13 protein-coding genes are annotated in these 17,410 nt (G+C 74.5%); 2 read left to right on the top strand and 11 right to left on the bottom strand.

Going from position 1 to position 17,410, the window contains the following annotated elements; genetic code table 11:
• Nucleotides 1-326: 326 nt before the first annotated feature.
• The 6 genes from K1J57_RS18515 to K1J57_RS18490 form a co-directional block, all read right to left on the bottom strand.
• On the bottom strand, nucleotides 327-890 hold the full coding sequence (locus K1J57_RS18515; RefSeq protein WP_220559812.1) for a hypothetical protein: 564 nt from the start codon (nucleotides 888-890) through the stop codon (nucleotides 327-329).
• A gap of 145 nt (nucleotides 891-1,035) precedes the next feature.
• Nucleotides 1,036-1,641, bottom strand: coding sequence for a TetR/AcrR family transcriptional regulator (locus K1J57_RS18510; RefSeq protein ID WP_220559811.1), 606 nt, complete (start codon nucleotides 1,639-1,641; stop codon nucleotides 1,036-1,038).
• A gap of 58 nt (nucleotides 1,642-1,699) precedes the next feature.
• Nucleotides 1,700-2,872: an acyl-CoA dehydrogenase family protein gene (locus K1J57_RS18505; RefSeq protein ID WP_220559810.1), complete on the bottom strand. Its 1,173-nt coding sequence runs from the start codon at nucleotides 2,870-2,872 to the stop codon at nucleotides 1,700-1,702.
• Nucleotides 2,869-4,956, bottom strand: a complete 2,088-nt coding sequence (locus tag K1J57_RS18500; RefSeq protein WP_370634443.1) for a biotin carboxylase N-terminal domain-containing protein — start codon at nucleotides 4,954-4,956, stop codon at nucleotides 2,869-2,871. The genes K1J57_RS18505 and K1J57_RS18500 overlap by 4 nt, the downstream gene beginning before the upstream one ends.
• Before the next feature lie 8 nt (nucleotides 4,957-4,964).
• Complete coding sequence (locus K1J57_RS18495) at nucleotides 4,965-6,563, bottom strand: acyl-CoA carboxylase subunit beta (protein WP_220559809.1); 1,599 nt, start codon at nucleotides 6,561-6,563, stop codon at nucleotides 4,965-4,967.
• The gene (locus K1J57_RS18490) at nucleotides 6,560-8,302 is read right to left on the bottom strand and encodes an acyclic terpene utilization AtuA family protein (protein ID WP_370634441.1); all 1,743 of its coding nucleotides are present in this window, start codon (nucleotides 8,300-8,302) and stop codon (nucleotides 6,560-6,562) included. The genes K1J57_RS18495 and K1J57_RS18490 overlap by 4 nt, the downstream gene beginning before the upstream one ends.
• Before the next feature lie 152 nt (nucleotides 8,303-8,454).
• On the opposite strand from K1J57_RS18490, the gene K1J57_RS18485 reads away from it, so the two are divergent.
• Together K1J57_RS18485 and K1J57_RS18480 are read left to right on the top strand one after the other, a co-directional pair.
• Nucleotides 8,455-8,934 carry a hypothetical protein gene (locus tag K1J57_RS18485; RefSeq protein WP_220559806.1) on the top strand — a complete coding sequence of 160 codons (480 nt, stop codon included), beginning with the start codon at nucleotides 8,455-8,457 and terminating at the stop codon, nucleotides 8,932-8,934.
• Nucleotides 8,935-9,898: 964 nt separating this feature from the next.
• The gene (locus K1J57_RS18480; RefSeq protein WP_220559805.1) at nucleotides 9,899-11,083 is read left to right on the top strand and encodes an ABC transporter substrate-binding protein; all 1,185 of its coding nucleotides are present in this window, start codon (nucleotides 9,899-9,901) and stop codon (nucleotides 11,081-11,083) included.
• A gap of 63 nt (nucleotides 11,084-11,146) precedes the next feature.
• On the opposite strand, the gene K1J57_RS18475 is transcribed toward K1J57_RS18480, so the two are convergent.
• From K1J57_RS18475 to K1J57_RS18455, 5 genes are all read right to left on the bottom strand, one after another.
• Complete coding sequence (locus K1J57_RS18475; protein WP_220559804.1) at nucleotides 11,147-12,436, bottom strand: thymidine phosphorylase; 1,290 nt, start codon at nucleotides 12,434-12,436, stop codon at nucleotides 11,147-11,149.
• An 89-nt stretch (nucleotides 12,437-12,525) separates the two neighbouring features.
• Nucleotides 12,526-12,942 carry a cytidine deaminase gene (locus tag K1J57_RS18470; protein ID WP_220559803.1) on the bottom strand — a complete coding sequence of 139 codons (417 nt, stop codon included), beginning with the start codon at nucleotides 12,940-12,942 and terminating at the stop codon, nucleotides 12,526-12,528.
• A complete protein-coding gene (locus tag K1J57_RS18465; RefSeq protein WP_220559802.1) occupies nucleotides 12,921-14,183 on the bottom strand; it encodes an ABC transporter permease in 1,263 nt (420 codons plus the stop codon). The genes K1J57_RS18470 and K1J57_RS18465 overlap by 22 nt, the downstream gene beginning before the upstream one ends.
• Complete coding sequence (locus K1J57_RS18460; RefSeq protein ID WP_220559801.1) at nucleotides 14,180-15,745, bottom strand: ABC transporter permease; 1,566 nt, start codon at nucleotides 15,743-15,745, stop codon at nucleotides 14,180-14,182. The genes K1J57_RS18465 and K1J57_RS18460 overlap by 4 nt, the downstream gene beginning before the upstream one ends.
• A complete protein-coding gene (locus tag K1J57_RS18455) occupies nucleotides 15,742-17,349 on the bottom strand; it encodes an ABC transporter ATP-binding protein (RefSeq protein WP_220559800.1) in 1,608 nt (535 codons plus the stop codon). Before K1J57_RS18455 ends, K1J57_RS18460 begins: the two co-directional genes overlap by 4 nt.
• Between the last annotated feature and the right edge of the window lie 61 nt (nucleotides 17,350-17,410).

Raw genomic sequence — 17,410 nt, 5'->3', positions numbered from 1 at the left:
CCCCAGGGCCGCCCACCGCCCTCTCGGCTCCGCCGGAAAGGACCCACGCGCACCACCAGGGTGCACCGGAGCCACATCCGTGCCAACGGTCCCAGGGCCACGTGACACCGTCGCCCCGGCTGCCGTGCACCGCCCCGGATTCCACCGAAGAGGCCCTGCGCGCACCGGAGCCATTTCCGTGTCGGCGGCACCGCCGCCCCCGGCGGCCGTGCGCCAAGCCGGGCTCCGCCGGAGAGGGTCCCGGAGCGCACCGGAGACGCATCCGCATCAGCGGCACCGCGACCATCGGCGGCCGTGCGCGGCGCCGCACGGCGCCGACCGGGGGCTTACTCGGCGACGGGGTCCAGGGGGCCGCTGTCGAACCGCTCGGGGGCGTGCTCGCCGCGCTTGCGGGCGGGCTCCCACCACCACCAGTGCGAATCGGGCACCCAGTCGGGCACCTCCTCGCCCGCGGAGGACACCGCGGTCTCGGCCACCGCCTCCAGCGCGTCGTCGATGCGCACCACCGCCTCCAGGTCCTCCTGGCGCAGGAACTCGCGCCAGGGCACGAACTCCTCGGCGAGGATCTGGAGCATGGACCGGCGCCAGCAGGCGGGCCGGTAGCCCTCGTAGCGGCCGTTCTCGGCGGCGGTCTGGCTGCGCACCACGTACAGGCCGAGCCGGTCGGGGTTGTTCCCGCTGACCAGCAGCTCGGCGAGGGTGGACGTGAACTCGCGGCCGGCGGGCGACCGGCGCGCGGCGCGGTCGGTCGCCCGGTAGAGGTCGAACAGCGCGGCGAAGGCCTCGTCCATGAGCGCGTCCCGGTCCCTGCGGCGCGCGGCGCTCTCCGCGAAGGCGTCCAGTGCTCTCCTGGCCAGGGCGGGGATGTCCCTGCCCGCGTCCGCACTCACCTGTCCACCGCCTTTTCCTGTTGTGAGGCTGTTCTCTCGGGGGAGGCGCCACCGGGGGTGTCGGCACGTTCGGTGACGGCCGGGCTTCCGATGATAAACACCGCGTTCGCGGTGCCGCCATCGCGGGAGGCCCGGACGCGCGGCCTCATCCGGCCAGGACCGTGTCGAGCATTCCGGCCCACTGGCGCACGATGCGCCTGCGACGTGCGGTGTCGTCGGTGAGCAGGTTGGCCAGCCCCAGGCCGCGGGCCAGGTCGAGGGTGGCCTGGACGGCCTCGCGCACCCCGGGCCGCGACTCGTCCGCCCCCAGCAGCTCCACCGCGGCCCGGTGCAGCTCGCGCCCCACCTGCTCCTCCATCGGGACGACGCTCTCGCGCAGGGCGGGGTCGCTGGCGGCGGCCGCCCACAGCTGTAGCGCGGCCCGGAAGTCGTCCCCGGTGAACGCGTCCACGGCCACCTCCACCACGGCCTCGGTCCGCCCGGGCCCCTCGGGGACCTCGGCGATGCGGCGGCGCAGCTCGGCGCCCCGGGTGTCGAGCATGTGCCGCATGGCCGCGAGGAACAGGTCCTCGCGGGTCGGGAAGTGGTGCTGTGCCGCCCCCCGGGACACCCCGGCCGCCTCGGCGACCGCCCCGACGGTGGCCCCGGCCACCCCGTGCCCGGCCAGGCGGTCCACGGCCGCCTCCAGCAGCCGGGCGCGGGTGGCCCGGCTGCGCTCCTGTCTGGGTTCGCGCTCCGCTGCGGTCCCCAACCGTCGCCCCCTCGCTCACCACCGTGCGGACGCCCGGCCCCGGGCGCCCGCACCCGAATCAGTACGACTTGGGCAGCCCCAGGGACTGCTGCGCCACGTAGTTGAGGACCATCTCCCGGCTGACCGGGGCGATCCGCGCCAGGCGGGCGCTGGCGATCGCCGACCCCAGCCCGTACTCGCTGGCCAGGCCGTTGCCGCCGAGGGTCTGCACGGCCTGGTCGATGGCCCGCACGCACGCCTCCGCCGCGGCGTACTTGGCCATGTTGGCCGCCTCGCCCGCCCCCGCGTCGTCGCCGGAATCGTAACGGAACGCGGCGTGCTGGGTCATCAGCCGGGCCTGTTCCAGCTCGATCTTCACCTGGGCGAGGGGGTGGGCCAGGCCCTGGTGGGCGCCGATGGGGGTGTTCCGCCACACGGTGCGCTCCTTGGCGTAGGCCACGGCCTTGTCGAGGGCGTGCCGGGCGCTGCCGGCGGCCAGGGAGGCGGCCATGATGCGTTCGGGGTTGAGTCCGGCGAACAGCTGCAGGAGCCCGGCGTCGGGGTCGCCGACCAGGGCGTCGGCGGGCAGCCGGACGTCGTCGAGGAACAGCTGGTACTGGTGGTCGGGGCTGACCAGGTCCATCTCGATGCGGTGCTTCTCGAACCCGGGGGTGTCGGTGGGCACCACGAACAGGGCGGCGGAGAGCCTGCCGGTGTCCTCGTCCTGGATGCGGCCCACCACGAGGACCGCGTCGGCGACGTCCACCCCGGAGATGAAGGTCTTGCGCCCGTTGAGGACCCATTGGTCGCCCTCGCGGCGGGCGGTGGTGGTGATCCGGTGGGAGTTGGACCCGGCGTCGGGTTCGGTGATGGCGAAGGCCATGATGGTCTCGCCGGTGGCGATCCCGGGCAGCCAGCGCTCGCGCTGGCCGGGGGTGCCGAAGCGGGACAGGACGGTGCCGCAGATGGCCGGGGACACGACCATCATGAGGGTCGGGCACCCGGCGGCGCTGAGCTCCTCCAGGACGGCGGCCAGGTCGCCGATACCGCCGCCCCCGCCGCCGTACTCCTCGGGGAGGTTGACGCCGAGGTAGCCGAGCTTGCCCGCCTCCCTCCACAGCTCGGTGAGGTAGGCGTCCTCCTTGGCCTTGGCCCGGTAGTACGCGGACCCGTAGCCGCCGGCGAACGCGGAGACCACGGCTCGCAGTTCGACGCGCTCGGGGGGTTCGTTGAAGGTCATGGCTCCGGTCATCGGCTGTGCTGCCCTTCGTAGTCGAGTACGGCCAGGGGGGTTCCGGCGGCGACCCGCTCCCCCGGGGCGACCGGGATCTCCCGGACGGCTCCGGCGGCGGGCGCGGTGATGCGGTGCTCCATCTTCATGGCCTCCATCCGCAGCAGGGTCTGTCCCGCGCGGACCTTCTCCCCCGCCGCGACGTCGACGGAGGTGACGGTGCCCGGCATGGGCGCGGGCAGCGCCCCGGGGTTGACGGCGGCCTCGGGGACGGGCAGGGGGTCGACGCGGGTGAGGGCGACCGACCCGTGCGGGGTGTCGACGTGGATCCGGTCGCCGGAGCCGTGGACGTCGAAGGCGCGCACCAGCCCGTCCACCTCCAGGACGGCCCGGCCGGCGGTGGCCGCGGCGGGGGCGGCCCGGTCGGCGGTGACCGACCGGACGCGCACGCCGGGCCGTTCGGGGACGGGGGCGCCGCGGACGGTGCGGTGGGCCGCGGTGACCTCGCGCCCGTCGTCGGTGGTGTAGCGGCGCAGGTGCGCCCCGGAGGGCAGGTTGCGCCAGTACGCGGGGATCCCGGCGGGCAGGGGCCCGCTCCCGCGGGACGCCTCGGCGCCGACCAGGGCCGCGGCGAGGGCGGCGAGCTCCTCGGTGTCGGGGGCGGCCAGCGGGGTGGCCAGCGCGGTGAGGCGGTCCCCGGTGAGGAAGCCGGTGTGCAGTTCCCAGGGGTGTTCGGCGGCCCGGGCGAACACCGGGTGGCGCAGGACGCGCACGAGCAGGTCGCGGTTGGTGCCCACGCCGTGGACGCGGGCGCCGGCCAGGGCCGCGGCCAGGCGGCGCAGGGCGTCGCGGCGGTCGCGGCCGTGGGCGACGACCTTGGCGAGCATGGGGTCGAAGTCCGTGCCGACGGCGTCCCCGGCCTCCACCCCGGAGTCCAGGCGCACGCCGGGGCCCGCGGGCCGGTCGAAGCGCGCGGTGGCGGCGGGGACCTCGAACGCGGTGAGCACGCCGGTGCGCGGCCGCCACCCCTGCCGCGGGTCCTCGGCGTAGAGGCGGACCTCGACGGCGTGGCCGGCGGGCGGGGGCGGGCCGCCGTCGGGCAGCGGCTCGCCCTCCGCGATCCGGATCTGCCATTCGACCAGGTCCAGCCCGGTGACGCATTCGGTGACGGGGTGCTCGACCTGGAGCCGGGTGTTCATCTCCAGGAACACGGGCGTGCCGAACGCGCCGCCGCCCCCTTCGCCGGGCGGACGGACCGGGACGAGGAACTCGGCGGTCCCCGCGCCGACGTAGCCGATGGCGCGGGCCAGGCCGCGGGCGGCCTCGTGCAGTCCGCGGCGCACGTCCTCGGGCAGCCCCGGGGCGGGGGCCTCCTCGACCACCTTCTGGTGGCGGCGCTGCACCGAGCAGTCGCGTTCGCCGACGGCCCACACGGTGCCGTGGGCGTCCGCGAGGATCTGCACCTCGATGTGGCGCCCGCGCTCCACGTACGGCTCGCAGAACACCTCCGGGTCGCCGAACGCGGCGGCGGCCTCGGCGCGGGCGGCCCGCGCCTCGGCGGGCAGGTCGGCGAGGTCGCGGACCACGCGCATGCCCCGGCCCCCGCCGCCGGCGGAGGCCTTGACCAGGACGGGCAGGTCCTCGGCGCGCACGTCGGCGGGGTCCAGGGAGGCGGCGACGGGGACCCCCGCCGCGCGGGCGGTCTCCTTGGCGCGGGTCTTGGAGCCCATGCCCTCGATGGCGTCGGCGCCGGGCCCCACCCAGGTGAGCCCGGCGGCGGTGACGGCGCGGGCCAGGGCGGGGTTCTCGGACAGGAACCCGTAGCCGGGGTGGACGGCGTCGGCCCCGGCGGTGCGGGCCGCGGCCACGATCGCGCCGGGGTCGAGGTAGGCGTCCACGGGCCCGCCCCCGGCGGGGACCGGGAGGGGGACGGCGGTGTCGGCCTCGGCGACGTGGGCGGCGGCCTCCTCCCCGGGGGCGTGCACGGCGACGATGCCGATGCCCAGGGTGCGGCAGGTGCGCATGACGCGGCGCGCGATCTCGCCGCGGTTGGCGACCAGCAGGGTCGTGACGGGGCGGGGGTGCTCGGTCGGAGTGGTGGTCACGGGTGCCCTCACATTCGGAAGACGCCGAAGCGGTCGGTGCCGCGCACCGGGGCGTTGTGGGCGAAGGACAGGCACAGTCCCAGGACGGTGCGGGTGTCGCGGGGGTCGATGACGCCGTCGTCGTAGACCCGCCCGGACAGGAGCAGGGGCAGGGACTCGGCCTCGATCTGCCCCTCGACCATCTGCCGGACCAGGGCGTCCTGCTCCTCGTCGTAGGGCTGCCCCTTGCGGGCCGCGGACTGGCGGGCGACGATCGACAGCACCTCGGCGAGCTGGCGGGGGCCCATGACGGCGGAGCGGGCGCTGGGCCAGGCGAACAGGAACCTGGGGTCGTAGGCGCGGCCGCACATGCCGTAGTGGCCGGCCCCGTAGGAGGCGCCGACCAGCACCGAGAAGTGGGGGACGGTGCTGTTGGAGACGGCGTTGATCATCATCGAGCCGTGCTTGATGATGCCGCCCTGCTCGTACTCGCGGCCGACCATGTAGCCGGTGGTGTTGTGCAGGAACACCAGCGGGGTGTGGGCCCGGTTGGCGAGCTGGATGAACTGGGTGGCCTTGTGCGCCTCGGCGCTGAACAGCACCCCGTTGGCGTTGGCGAGGATACCGACCGGGTACCCGTGCAGGTCGGCCCAGCCGGTGACCAGCCCGCCGCCGTAGGCGGGCTTGAACTCGTCGAATTCCGAGCCGTCGACGATGCGGGCGATGATCTCGCGGGGGTCGACGGGGACCTTGAGGTCGGGCGGCATGACGCCGATGAGGTCCTCGACCGGGTGGAGCGGTTCGCGGGCACCGGCGGCGGGCGCGGGCCCGGCCTTGCGGTGGCCCAGCCGGGCGACGATGCGGCGGCCGATGCGCAGGGCGTCGTGCTCGTCCCGGGCGAGGTGGTCGGCCAGGCCGGACACCTCGGCGTGCATGCGGGCGCCGCCCAGCGACTCGTCGTCGCTCTCCTCCCCGGTGGCGGCCTTGACCAGGGGCGGGCCGCCGAGGAACACCTTGGCGCGGTCGCGGACCATGACGACGTGGTCGCTCATGCCGGGGATGTAGGCGCCGCCCGCGGTGGAGTTGCCGAACACCAGCGCGACGGTGGGGATCCCCTCGGCGGACAGCCGGGTGAGGTCGCGGAAGGTGCGCCCGCCGGGGATGAAGATCTCCTTCTGGGAGGGCAGGTCGGCGCCGCCGGACTCCACCAGGCTGATCATCGGCATCCGGTTCTGCGCGGCGATCTCCCCGGCCCGGTGGGACTTCTTGAGCGTCCAGGGGTTGCTGGCGCCGCCGCGGACGGTGGGGTCGTTGGCGACGATGACGCACTCGACCCCCGAGACCACGCCGACGCCGGTGATCAGGCTCGCGCCGACGGTGTACTCGCTGCCCCAGCCCGCCAGCGGCGACAGCTCCAGGAAGGGCGAGCCCTCGTCGAGGAGGAGTTCGACGCGCTCCCGGGCGGTGAGCTTGCCGCGGGAGCGGTGGCGCTCGACGTACCTGTCGCCGCCCCCGGCCAGCGCCTTGGCGTGTTCGGCGTCGATCTCGGCGAGCTTGCCGAGCATGGCCTCGCGGGCCCGGGCGAACTCCGCGGACCCGGTGTCGATCCTGCTGTCGAGCACGGTCACGGGCGGGCCTCCCCGGGTGCGGGCAGAAGGGACTCCGGGAGCGGCAGGCGGCGGGCGCGCAGCCACTCGCCCAGGCCCTTGGCCTGCGGGTCCGGTCCCCCGCGGCGGGCGGTGCCGGGGGCGAGCATGCCCTCGATCCAGAAGTTGGCGGCGCGCAGGTGCGGCAGCAGGTGGCGGGTGACCTCGAGGCCGGCGGTCTCGGGGAGCAGCTCGCGCAGCAGGTCGACGGTGAGCCGGTGGGCCAGCCAGCGCCAGCCCTCGTCGTCGCGGGCCCAGACGCCGAGGTTGGCGTCGGCGCCCTTGTCGCCGCTGCGGGCGCCCAGGACCAGCCCCAGCGGGGCCTCGCGCACGGGCCCCTCGGGCAGCGGCGGCGGCAGCGGGGGCTCGGGCACCTCCTCCAGCGGCCGGGTGGTCTTCGGAGGGGCGATGACGAGGCGGTCGCCGTCGGGCAGGATCGCGGTGTGCTCGACCTCGGCGGCGGGCACGAACGCGTGGCTCGCGATCACCCCGTCGGGGCGGGCGTCGCGCGGCGGGGAGGTGAGGTGGAACCCGGCGTAGCCCGCCAGCGCCAGTTCCACGGCGGCGGCCCCGAAGGGGCGGCCGACGACCGCGGGGTCGTGGTCGCGGGCGGTGACGCGCAGCCGGGCGGTGGCCGCGTCCTGGGTGTCGCCGTGGGGGTCGGCGGCGGGGACGAACTCGAAGTCCAGCTCCTCGGGGCGGCGCCGTGCCAGGGCGGCGCGCAGCTGGCGCTCGGCCCAGGCGGCCTTCTCCCGGGCGTCCAGGCCGGTGATGAGCAGGTCGACCTCGTTGCGGAAGCCGGTGAGGCCGGTGAGGCCGACCTTGAGGTCGGGCGGCGGGGCCTCCCCGCGGACCCCGGACAGGCGCACCCGGTCGGGGCCCTCCTGTTCCAGGCGGACGGTGTCCAGGCGGGCGGTGACGTCGGGGCCCGGGTAGCGGGCCCCGGCGATCTCGTACACCAGCTGGGCGGTGACGGTGCCGGTGGTGACGGCTCCGCCGGTGCCGGGGTGCTTGGTGATGACCGCGGAGCCGTCGGCGTGGATCTCGGCGACCGGGAAGCCGGGCCGGTCCATGTCGTACCCCTCGCGGCGCAGCTCGCCGGCGAAGGCGTAGTTGCCGCCGGTGGCCTGGGCGCCGCATTCGATCACGTGCCCGGCGACGGTGGCCCCGGCCAGGGCGTCGAGGTCGTCGCGGGTCCAGCCGAAGTGGGAGATGGCGGGGCCGACGGCGAGGGAGGCGTCGGTGACCCGGCCGGTGACGACGATGTCGGCCCCGGCGTCCAGGCAGGCGGCGATGCCGAACGCGCCCAGGTAGGCGTTGGCGGTGAGGGGTCCGTCCAGGCCCAGCTCCTCGGCGCGGTGCAGCAGGTCGTCGCCGGTGACGTAGGCGATGCGGGGGTCGAAGCCGAGGGATTCGGCGAGCTCGGTGAGCCGGTCCGCCAGGCCCTGGGGGTTGAGGCCGCCCGCGTTGGTGACGACCCTGATGCGGCGCTCCAGGATGAGGGCGAGGCTCTCGCGCATCTGCCGCAGGAAGGTCCTGGCGTAGCCGCGGCCGGGGTCGGCGAGCTGGTCCCGGCCGAGGATGGCCATGGTGAGTTCGGCCAGGTAGTCACCGGTGAGGACGTCGACCGGTCCTCCGGTGATCATCTCGTGGACGGCGGAGAGGCGGTCCCCGTAGAAACCGGAGGCGTTGCCGACCCACAGCGAGGGCGTATCGGTCATGGTGATGAGAGTGACACCGGACACATGAAAAAACAAGCACTCGTGATTGTTTTTCTGTTATCGCGCTTTTCATCACGATATGGCCGGAACCGGCCACGGAGCGTGGGTTATCACCCTCGGGGAACCGGGGAGCGAGCGGATATTTTGTCCGGGTGAGCACCTCCGAGAACACCACCCCCGCCGACGACGCCGCCTCCGACGACACCCCCGCCGCGGCCGCCCCCGCCGACGACGCCCCCGAGGCGAACGCCCCGGCCGCCGACGCCTTCCTGGACGCCGGGCGCGCGGCGACCGCGCCGGGTGTCCTGTCGGCCGAGACCTTCGCCCTGGCCTCCCTGCTGCTGCTCGCACCGGCGGCGACCGGGCAGCGCCTGTTCGAGCTCTTCGGCCGGTTCGCCTTCACCGACGTCACGCTGGAGACCGAGGGCCACCTGGCCTCCGTCAACGCCGACCTGCTCGCCTACGGCGGGCTCGGCGTGCTGACCGTGCTGACGGCGTCGCTGTCGCTGTTCCTGGGCCGGGCGACGACCCGCCCCTGGGCGCGCTGGCTGTCCTCGGCGACGGTGCTGGCCGGCGGCCTGTTCGTGGTCCTGGCCATCGTCACCTACGTCATCGCGGCGGGCCGGATCTGACGGGCCTGCCGGGGGACGGGACTGTTAGGATGCGCAAACCCTGACAAGCAAGGCATAAGCCACATAAAGGCCGCCTTCTCCCGTGCCCCGGAGACCATCCCCCTTGGCATCCCCCTCCCCGGCGCGCCACCCCCGGCCCCCGGCCGGTGCCCGCGCCGCCTCCCCCCTCACCGTCATGGCCGCCGCCGGTACGGCCCCGGTCCGCTCCCCCGCCACCGGCCGCACCGGTGCCGCCCGGGCCCTCACCGACGGGTCGGCCCCGCCCTCCTCCCCCGAGGGTCCGCCCGGATCTCCTGCCTTCGGGTACGCACCCCCGGGCCATGCGAGGAGAACGGCCCCGTCACCGGCGAGGAGGCCGCGCCCGTCCGCGTCCACGCGGCCCGCATGGACCGCCCAGGGAGCGCCCTCGCAACCCCGCCATGCGGACCGGCCCCGCCCTCCGCACAAGGTGGGCTCCGCGGGGGCACCTCTGCGGACCCGCCGCGCGAACTGCCCCTGCCCTCCGCACCAGGTGGGCTCCACGGGGGCATCTCCGCGGACCCGCCGCGCTGGCCGGCCCCGCCCCGCACACCGGACGGACCCCCAGGGGACGGCGCCCTCGTGGCCCCGCCGTGCGAACCACCCCCGCCCTGCGCACCGGACTGCCCCCGAGAGGACGCCCTCGCGGCCCCTCCGCGCGGGCCGTCCCGCGCAGGCCCCTTCGGCACCGGCGCGGTGACCCCTGCCGAGGGCCTGCCCGGCTCCACATCGGCGGGAACACCCGCCCGGACACCCCGGCGGAGCGGCTCCACGCCCCCGGCCCGGACCCGGCCTCCGGCCTGCCGGACCGACCACGGCGGCACCCGCCGCCGACATCCCCATTCCCCCTTCGGAGAACCATGACCACCCCTCCCCTCCCCCGCCCGAGACACCCGCGCCCGCCGCGCCGAAGGCGCCGAACCGGCGCCCGCTGGTCATCGGCGCGGTGGCCCTGGCCGTCGTCCTCATGGGCGCCGCCGCGGGCGCGGCCTACTGGCTGCGCACCCCGTCGGTCGGCGACCCCCTGGCGGTCTCCCCCGAGCCCCTGGCCCTGGGCCTGTTCTCCGTCGAGGGCAGCACGGGACCCAAGCAGGAGGCCATCGCCCTCGCCCTGGAGGAGATCAACGCCGTCGGCGGCGTACTCGGCCACGAGGTGGCCGCCCCGATCGCGTCGGAGGACGCCGGGGACCTGCTGGGCGCCGACCTGGACGCCGTGCTGGGCTCCCACGCGATGGGCGGCGAACAGCTCCTCCCGGGGCTGCTCGAGGCGGGCACCCTCTACTGCGGCAACGCCGAGCCCTACACCACGACACCGGGCTTCGGGGACGGCCTGTACTTCTCCGCGATCCCGGGCCAGGACCAGATGGTGCGGGCGCTGGTCCGGCTGGCCGCCGAGGACGGCCGCGAGAAGATCGTGGTGCCGCACACGCCGGGCAGCGAGGTCTGGCTGGACGCCATCACCGCCGAGGCACAGGCCCACGGCGTCGAGGTCGTCGGAGTGGACCTCCTGCGGGCCATGGCGGACCCGTCGTCCGACGGGGTCGGGGCGGCGGAGCTGCTGGAGGAGGGGGCGGACGCCGTCATCCCCTTGGAGCCGACCGCCGTGGTGGTCACCGAACCCCTGATGGACGAGGGCCTTCCGGCCGAGGGCGTCTACCTCCCCGGCCTCCCGCTCGTCGCGAACCCGACCGCCCCGCTGGACTCCCTCGGCCCGGCCGGGTCGACCGTGGTCCGCCACCACTCGGGCGGCGAGCGCTTCCCGGAGATCGAGTGGGGCTCCTCCGACAGCGGGGACATGTCCTACGCCGCCCAGTTCGGCGGGGTGACGGCCGCGCTGTACGACTGCGTGAACCTGGTCGCCCTGGCCGCCGAGGCCGCGGGCTCGGTCGAGCCCGCCGAGGTCGCCGCCCGGATGCCCGCGGTGAGCGCGGGCGGCCGGGAGTGCACCGGGTACGAGGACTGTGTGGCCCGTGTCCGCGCCGGGCAGGACATCGCCTACGTCGGCCCGCGCGGGCCGCTCACCTGGGACGACGGCAACCTGCTGGTGGACGTGCCGTTCGAGGTGGTACGCCTGCACGGCGAGGGCGAGCCCGTGGACACCGAGGTCCGCACGTTCTCCCTGGGCTCCTGACCCGTTCTCCCCGCGGGGCGGGCGCCGGGGGTCCCGGCTCCCGCCCCGCGGCGTGCACGGCGGTCAGGCGATGCGGTCGATGACGATCGGGCCCGGCTCGAAGACGCCGTCCGGGTCGATGTCGAAGGCGCCCTCCAGCGCGGCCGCGCCGCGCTCGAAGCGCTCCGGCTCGTCCGCGTGCAGGGTGAACAGCGGCTCGCCGGCCGAGACCGCCTCCCCCGGCTTGGCGTGCAGGGTCACGCCCGCACCGAAGGACACCGCGTCCTCCTTGCGGGCGCGGCCCGCCCCCAGGCGCCAGGCGGCCAGGCCCACCTGGTAGGCGTCCAGGCGGGTGAGCACGCCCGAGGCCGGGGCGAGCACGGTGCGGCGCTCGGCCGCCTGCGGCAGCGGGGCGTCCGGGTCGCCGCCCTGGGCGCGGATCAGCCGCTTCCACGACTCCAGGGCACTGCCGTCCCGGAGCGCCTCGGCGGGGTCCTTGACCCCGTTCTCGCCCGGGGTGAGCCCCGCGGCGGCGAGCATCTCCCGGGCCAGGGCCACGGTCAGCTCCACCACGTCGGCCGGGCCGCCCCCGGAGAGCACCTCCACGGACTCGGCGACCTCCAGGGCGTTGCCCACCTGGCGCCCCAGCGGCACGGACATGTCCGTGATGAGCGCGACCGTGCGCACCCCGTGGTCGGTGCCGATGTCCACCATGGTGCGGGCCAGCTCGCGGGCCGAGTCGACGTCCTTCATGAACGCCCCCGACCCCGCCTTGACGTCCAGCACCAGGGCGCCGGTGCCCTCCGCGAGCTTCTTGCTCATGATGGAGGCCGAGATCAGCGGGATCGACTCCACGGTCCCGGTGACGTCGCGCAGCGCGTACAGCTTGCGGTCGGCCGGGGCCAGCCCCTCGCCGGCCGCGCAGATCACCCCGCCGGTGTCGGCGAGCACGGACCGCATCTCGTCGGTGCTCAGGGCGGCCCGCCAGCCCGGGATGGACTCCAGCTTGTCCAGGGTGCCGCCGGTGTGCCCCAGGCCCCGGCCGGACAGCTGGGGCACCGCCGCGCCGCAGGCGGCGACGGTGGGGGTGAGCGGCAGCGTGATCTTGTCGCCCACGCCCCCGGTGGAGTGCTTGTCGGTGGTGGGCCGGTCCAGGTCGGAGAAGTCGAGCCGGGCGCCGGAGGCCAGCATCGCCTCGGTCCACCGGGACACCTCGGCGCGGTTCATGCCGCGCAGGAAGATCGCCATGGCCAGCGCCGACATCTGCTCCTCGGCGACCGCGCCGCGGGTGTAGGCGTCGATCACCCAGTCGATCTGCTCCGGAGTGAGCTCTCCCCCGTCGCGTTTGGCGCGGATGATCTCGATGACGTCCATGTCATTCCTTCCGGGAGAAAACGGGTCTCCCCGGCCGCCGCCGTTCGGGCGGCGACCGGGGAGAGGGATGGTGCCTGTTCTCTTGGTTCTCAGGCCAGGTTGTGCGGACCGAAGGCCTGCGGCAGGACGCGGTCCATGGTCAGGATCCCCTCGGGGGTGTCCACCAGCAGGTCCGGCCCGCCGTGCTCGTACAGCAGCTGGCGGCAGCGCCCGCACGGCATGAGGGTCGCCCCCTGGCCGTCCACGCAGGCGAACGCGACCAGTCGGCCGCCGCCGGTGGCGTGCAGGGCGCTGACCAGGCCGCACTCGGCGCACAGCCCCACCCCGTAGGAGGCGTTCTCCACGTTGCAGCCGCTGACGGTGCGGCCGTCGTCGACCAGCGCCGCCGCGCCCACCGGGTACTGCGAGTACGGCGCGTAGGCACGGGTCATGGCCTCCCGGGCGGCGCCGCGCAGCGCCTCCCAGTCCACGGCCTCCGCAGTGCTCATGACCGGCTCGCCCTCCACTGCTTGCCGACCCCGGCGGGCGGCCGCAGCCTCTGGGAGGCCAGCGACAGCACCAGCAGCGTCGCGATGTGCGGGCTGTAGGTGGCCAGCTCGCGGGGCAGCGAGTCGGTGGTGAAGTACCAGACCAGCAGCAGCACGGCCGCGATCGCACCGGCGATCGCCAGGCCCTTGCGGTCCTGGCGGACCTGCCACAGGGCGACCAGCAGCAGCACCACGGCCAGCAGGAGCAGCAGGGCGTGGATCGCCGCGCCGCCGCCGCGGATCTGGAGGGCGTCGGTGTACCCGAACAGCCCGGCGCCCATGGCCAGGCCTCCCGGCCGCCAGTTGCCGAAGATCATCGCGGCCAGACCGATGTAGCCGCGGCCGCCGGTCTGCCCCTCCTGGTAGATCTGCGAGGCGACGACGGCGAGGAACACCCCGCCCATGCCGGCCAGGCCGCCGGAGATGATCACCGCGATGTACTTGAAGGTGTACACGGGCACGCCCAGGGACTCGGCGGCGTCGGGGTTCTCACCGACCGAGCGCAGCCGCAGGCCGAACGCGGTCTTCCACAGCACCAGGTAGGTCACCGGGATCATGAGGATCGCGATGACCGTCAGCGCCGACAGCCGGGTGGTGACGCCGATGACCAGGGACGCCAGGTCGCCGACCACGGGGATCCCGCTGGCGGCGACGGGTCCCAGGGCGTCCGCCACCCCGGGCAGGCTCAGCTGCGGGAAGGGCGGTGCGGTGGGCGACTGCGAGGCGCCGGCCCCGGGCACGTCGGCGTAGACCAGGATCGACAGGTAGCGCATCGCGCCGAGCATGAGGATGTTGATCGCCACACCGGACACGATGTGGTCCACGGCGAAGGTGACCGTGGCGACGGCGTGCAGCAGGCCGCCCGCCATACCGGCCAGCACACCGGCGGCGAGGCCGATCCACGGGCTGCCGGTCGACCACGCGAAGTACGCGCCGAACCAGGTCCCGAGGATCATCATGCCCTCGAGGCCGATGTTGATGACGCCCGCCCGCTCGGCCCACAGGCCGCCCAGGGCGGCCAGGGCGATGGGCACCGCGAAGGTGAGGGTGGTGCGGACGGTGCCCGCGTCGGTGAGCATGTCCTGGCCGGTGACGACCCGCAGGCCCGCCAGGGCCACCAGGACCGCGCCGAACAGGCTGAGCAGGCGCCACACCGACCGGCCGCCGGAGCGGGCCGGGGGTGCGGACACCGGCTCCATCACGTTGAGTTCCTGGCTCACTTCGCCTCCCCGCCGCGGTCGCCGCCGGGGGTGTCGTCCCCGGTGGCGTCACCGCTGTCGGACGCCGTGCCGGCCGGCACGGTCTCCTCGGCGGGCCCGGCGACGGTGGTGCCGAGCTCCTTGCCGATCTGCTGCTGCTGGTACCGGCGGCCCCAGCGGTGGACGATCTCGTAGACCACGACGACCGTGAGGACGATGGTGGCCTGGGCGATGACGGCGATCTCCTGCGGGATGCCGTCGAAGGGCAGGATGCCCGCCGCCTGGTTGAGGAAGGCCCAGAACAGGGCCGCGAAGGCGATGCCCACCGGGTGGTTGCGGCCCAGCAGCGCGATGGCGATGCCGATGAAGCCGATGCCGGTCGGGAAGTCCAGCGCGTAGTAGTGGGAGCTCCCGAGCAGCTGGGGCATGCCCACCAGGCCCGCGACCATGCCCGAGAAGAGCATGGACAGGAACACCATCTTCTTGACGTTGACACCGCTGGCCTCGGCGGCGCTCTGCGACTGGCCGGTGGCCCGCAGCTCGAAGCCGAAGCGGGTGCGGTTGAGCATCACCGCGTAGCCGATGCCCACGGCGATCGCCAGGAACACCAGGCCGAAGATCTCCCGCTCCGAGCCGAGGAACAGGGCCGGGACGCCGGGCACCCAGGAGCCCTCCGGCAGCGGCGGGGTGCCGATGTTGTTCGTGCTGATCTCCACCGCGAGGCGGTCGGTGTTCAGCAGGTAGGCGGTGATGCCGGTGGCGATGGCGTTGAGCATGATCGTCGAGATGACCTCGGACACGCCGCGCGTGACCTTGAGGTACCCGGCGATGCCGGCCCAGGCCCCGCCCACCGCGACGGCGACCAGGATGATGACGATCTGGCTCAGCACCGGCGGCAGCACCAGCCAGCCGCCGACGGCGGCGGCCAGCAGGGCGGCGAGCCGGTACTGCCCGTCGACGCCGATGTTGAACAGCTTCATCTTGAAGCCGATCGCCACGGCGACGGCGGCCAGGTAGTAGGTGGTGCCGTCGTTGATGATCTGCACCAGGCTGTTGGGCCGGGTGCCGTACTCGATCATCCGGGCGAAGGTGGCGCCCGGGGCGATCCCGCTGAAGAACAGCACCAGCGCGGTGACGGCGATCGCGATGATCCCGGCGGCGAACACCGCGGCGAAGGACAGCGCGAGCATCGCCGCCAGGCGGCGGTACAGCAGGAAGGCTGCGCCCGAGCCGACCAGCGCGCCCACGGCGGCGGCCACCGGCTCGATCAGGGACAGGTCGAGGAACCAGGCCACCAGCAGGCCGGAGACCACCGACAGCACCAGGGCGGTCGGGACCACCAGGGTGCGGTGCAGCGTGGTGCCCTCCTCCTTGGTCCCCGCGGCGCCGGCCCGCCTGGCGTCGGGGATCCGGCGGTCCACCAGGACCACCGCGGCGAACGCCAGGACGACCCCGATGATCAGTGCCGCCCACCACAGCAGCACCGTGTCGAGGGCGGCGGTGACGCCCGTGCCCAGCAGGGCGATGAGGAGTGCCGGGAGCAGTGCCCGGGACGTTCCGGGGCGGGTGCTCTTCTCAGTCACGATCCACCCCCGTTCCGGTCGGCGGTGTCGTCACCGCTGCCACCTTCTGTGCTGTCGGTGGCCCCGTCGCCGCCGAGGGTGGCGCCGGTCATGGCGGAGCCGAGCTGCTCGGGGGTGACGGTGGCCGGATCGGCCTGGGCGACCAGGCGGCCGCGCAGGATGACGTGCAGTGTGTCGGACATGCCGATGAGCTCGTCGAGGTCGGCGGAGATCAGCAGCACCGCGAGGCCCGCCGCGCGCGCCTCGCGCAGCTGCTCCCAGATCGCGGACTGTGCGCCGACGTCCACACCCCGGGTGGGGTGGGCGGCGACGAGGAAGCGGGGGTTCCCGCTCATCTCGCGGCCGATGATGAACTTCTGCTGGTTGCCGCCGGACAGGGCGTCGGCGATGACGTCGATGTTGGGCGTGCGCACGTCGTACTCGGCGACGATGCGCTCGGCGTCGGCGCGCGCCCCGGCCCTGTCGATCCAGGGGCCGCGCACGCTCGGCGGCTTGGTCTGGTGGCCCAGGATGCGGTTCTCCCACAGGGAGGACTCCAGCAGCACGCCGTGGCGGTGCCGGTCCTCGGGGATGTAGCCGACCCCGGCCTCGCGGATCTTCAGGGTGTGCCAGCCGGTGACGTCGTCGCCGCCCAGCCGGATGCGGCCGCCGGCGACCGGCCGCATGCCCATGATGGCCTCGATGAGCTCGGACTGGCCGTTGCCCTCGACGCCGGCGATGCCGACGATCTCGCCCTCGTGGATGTCGAGGGTGACGCCCTCGACGACGGCGCGGCCGTCGGCGGCGCGCACGGTGACCCCGTCCAGGGAGAGGACCACGTTCTCGGTGACCGTGGACTCGCGCAGCTCGGGGACGGGCAGCTCGCCGCCCACCATGAGCGTGGCCAGTTCCCGCGCGGTGGTGGTGCGCGGGTCGGCCGTGGCCACGGTGGTGCCGCGGCGGATCACGGTGATCTCGTCGGCGACGGACAGCACCTCGTCGAGCTTGTGCGAGATGAAGATGACCGTGAGGCCCTCGCTCTTGAGCTCGCGCAGGTTGTCGAAGAGCTCGTCGACCTCCTGCGGGACCAGGACGGCGGTGGGCTCGTCCAGGATGATGGTGCGGGCGCCGCGGTAGAGGACCTTGAGGATCTCCACCCGCTGGCGGTCGCCGACGCCCAGCTCCTCCATCAGGCGGTCCGGGTCGACCCCGAGGCCGTACTGCCCGGACAGGCGGAGGATCTCGGTGCGCGCCTTGGAGCCGATGCCGTGCAGGCGCTCGGCGCCCAGCACCACGTTCTCCAGGACGGTGAGGTTGTCGGCGAGCATGAAGTGCTGGTGCACCATGCCGATGCCGTTCCTGATGGCGTCGGACGGCGAGTTGAACTTCACCTGGACGCCGTTGACGGCGATGGTGCCCTCGTCGGGACGGTGCATCCCGTACAGGGTCTTCATCAGCGTGGACTTGCCCGCACCGTTCTCGCCGACGATGGCGTGCACGGTGCCGGGGGCCACGGAGATGTCGATGTCGTGGTTGGCCACGACCCCGGGAAAACGCTTGGTGATCCCGCGCAGCTCAACGGCGGGGGGCGCCTGGCCCCCATCGCCCGATGGCGTGCTGCTCATCTGTCTCCTTGAGGAATGCGGAGCGGCGCGGGGCCGGTCGCCACCGCCGGACGCCCTCGTC

The sequence above is a fragment of the Nocardiopsis sp. MT53 genome, assembly GCF_019598965.1.
Classification (GTDB): Bacteria; Actinomycetota; Actinomycetes; order Streptosporangiales; family Streptosporangiaceae; genus Nocardiopsis; species Nocardiopsis changdeensis.
Note: the sequence above shows the minus strand (reverse complement) of the source record. Positions and strands in the feature narration are given on the sequence as shown.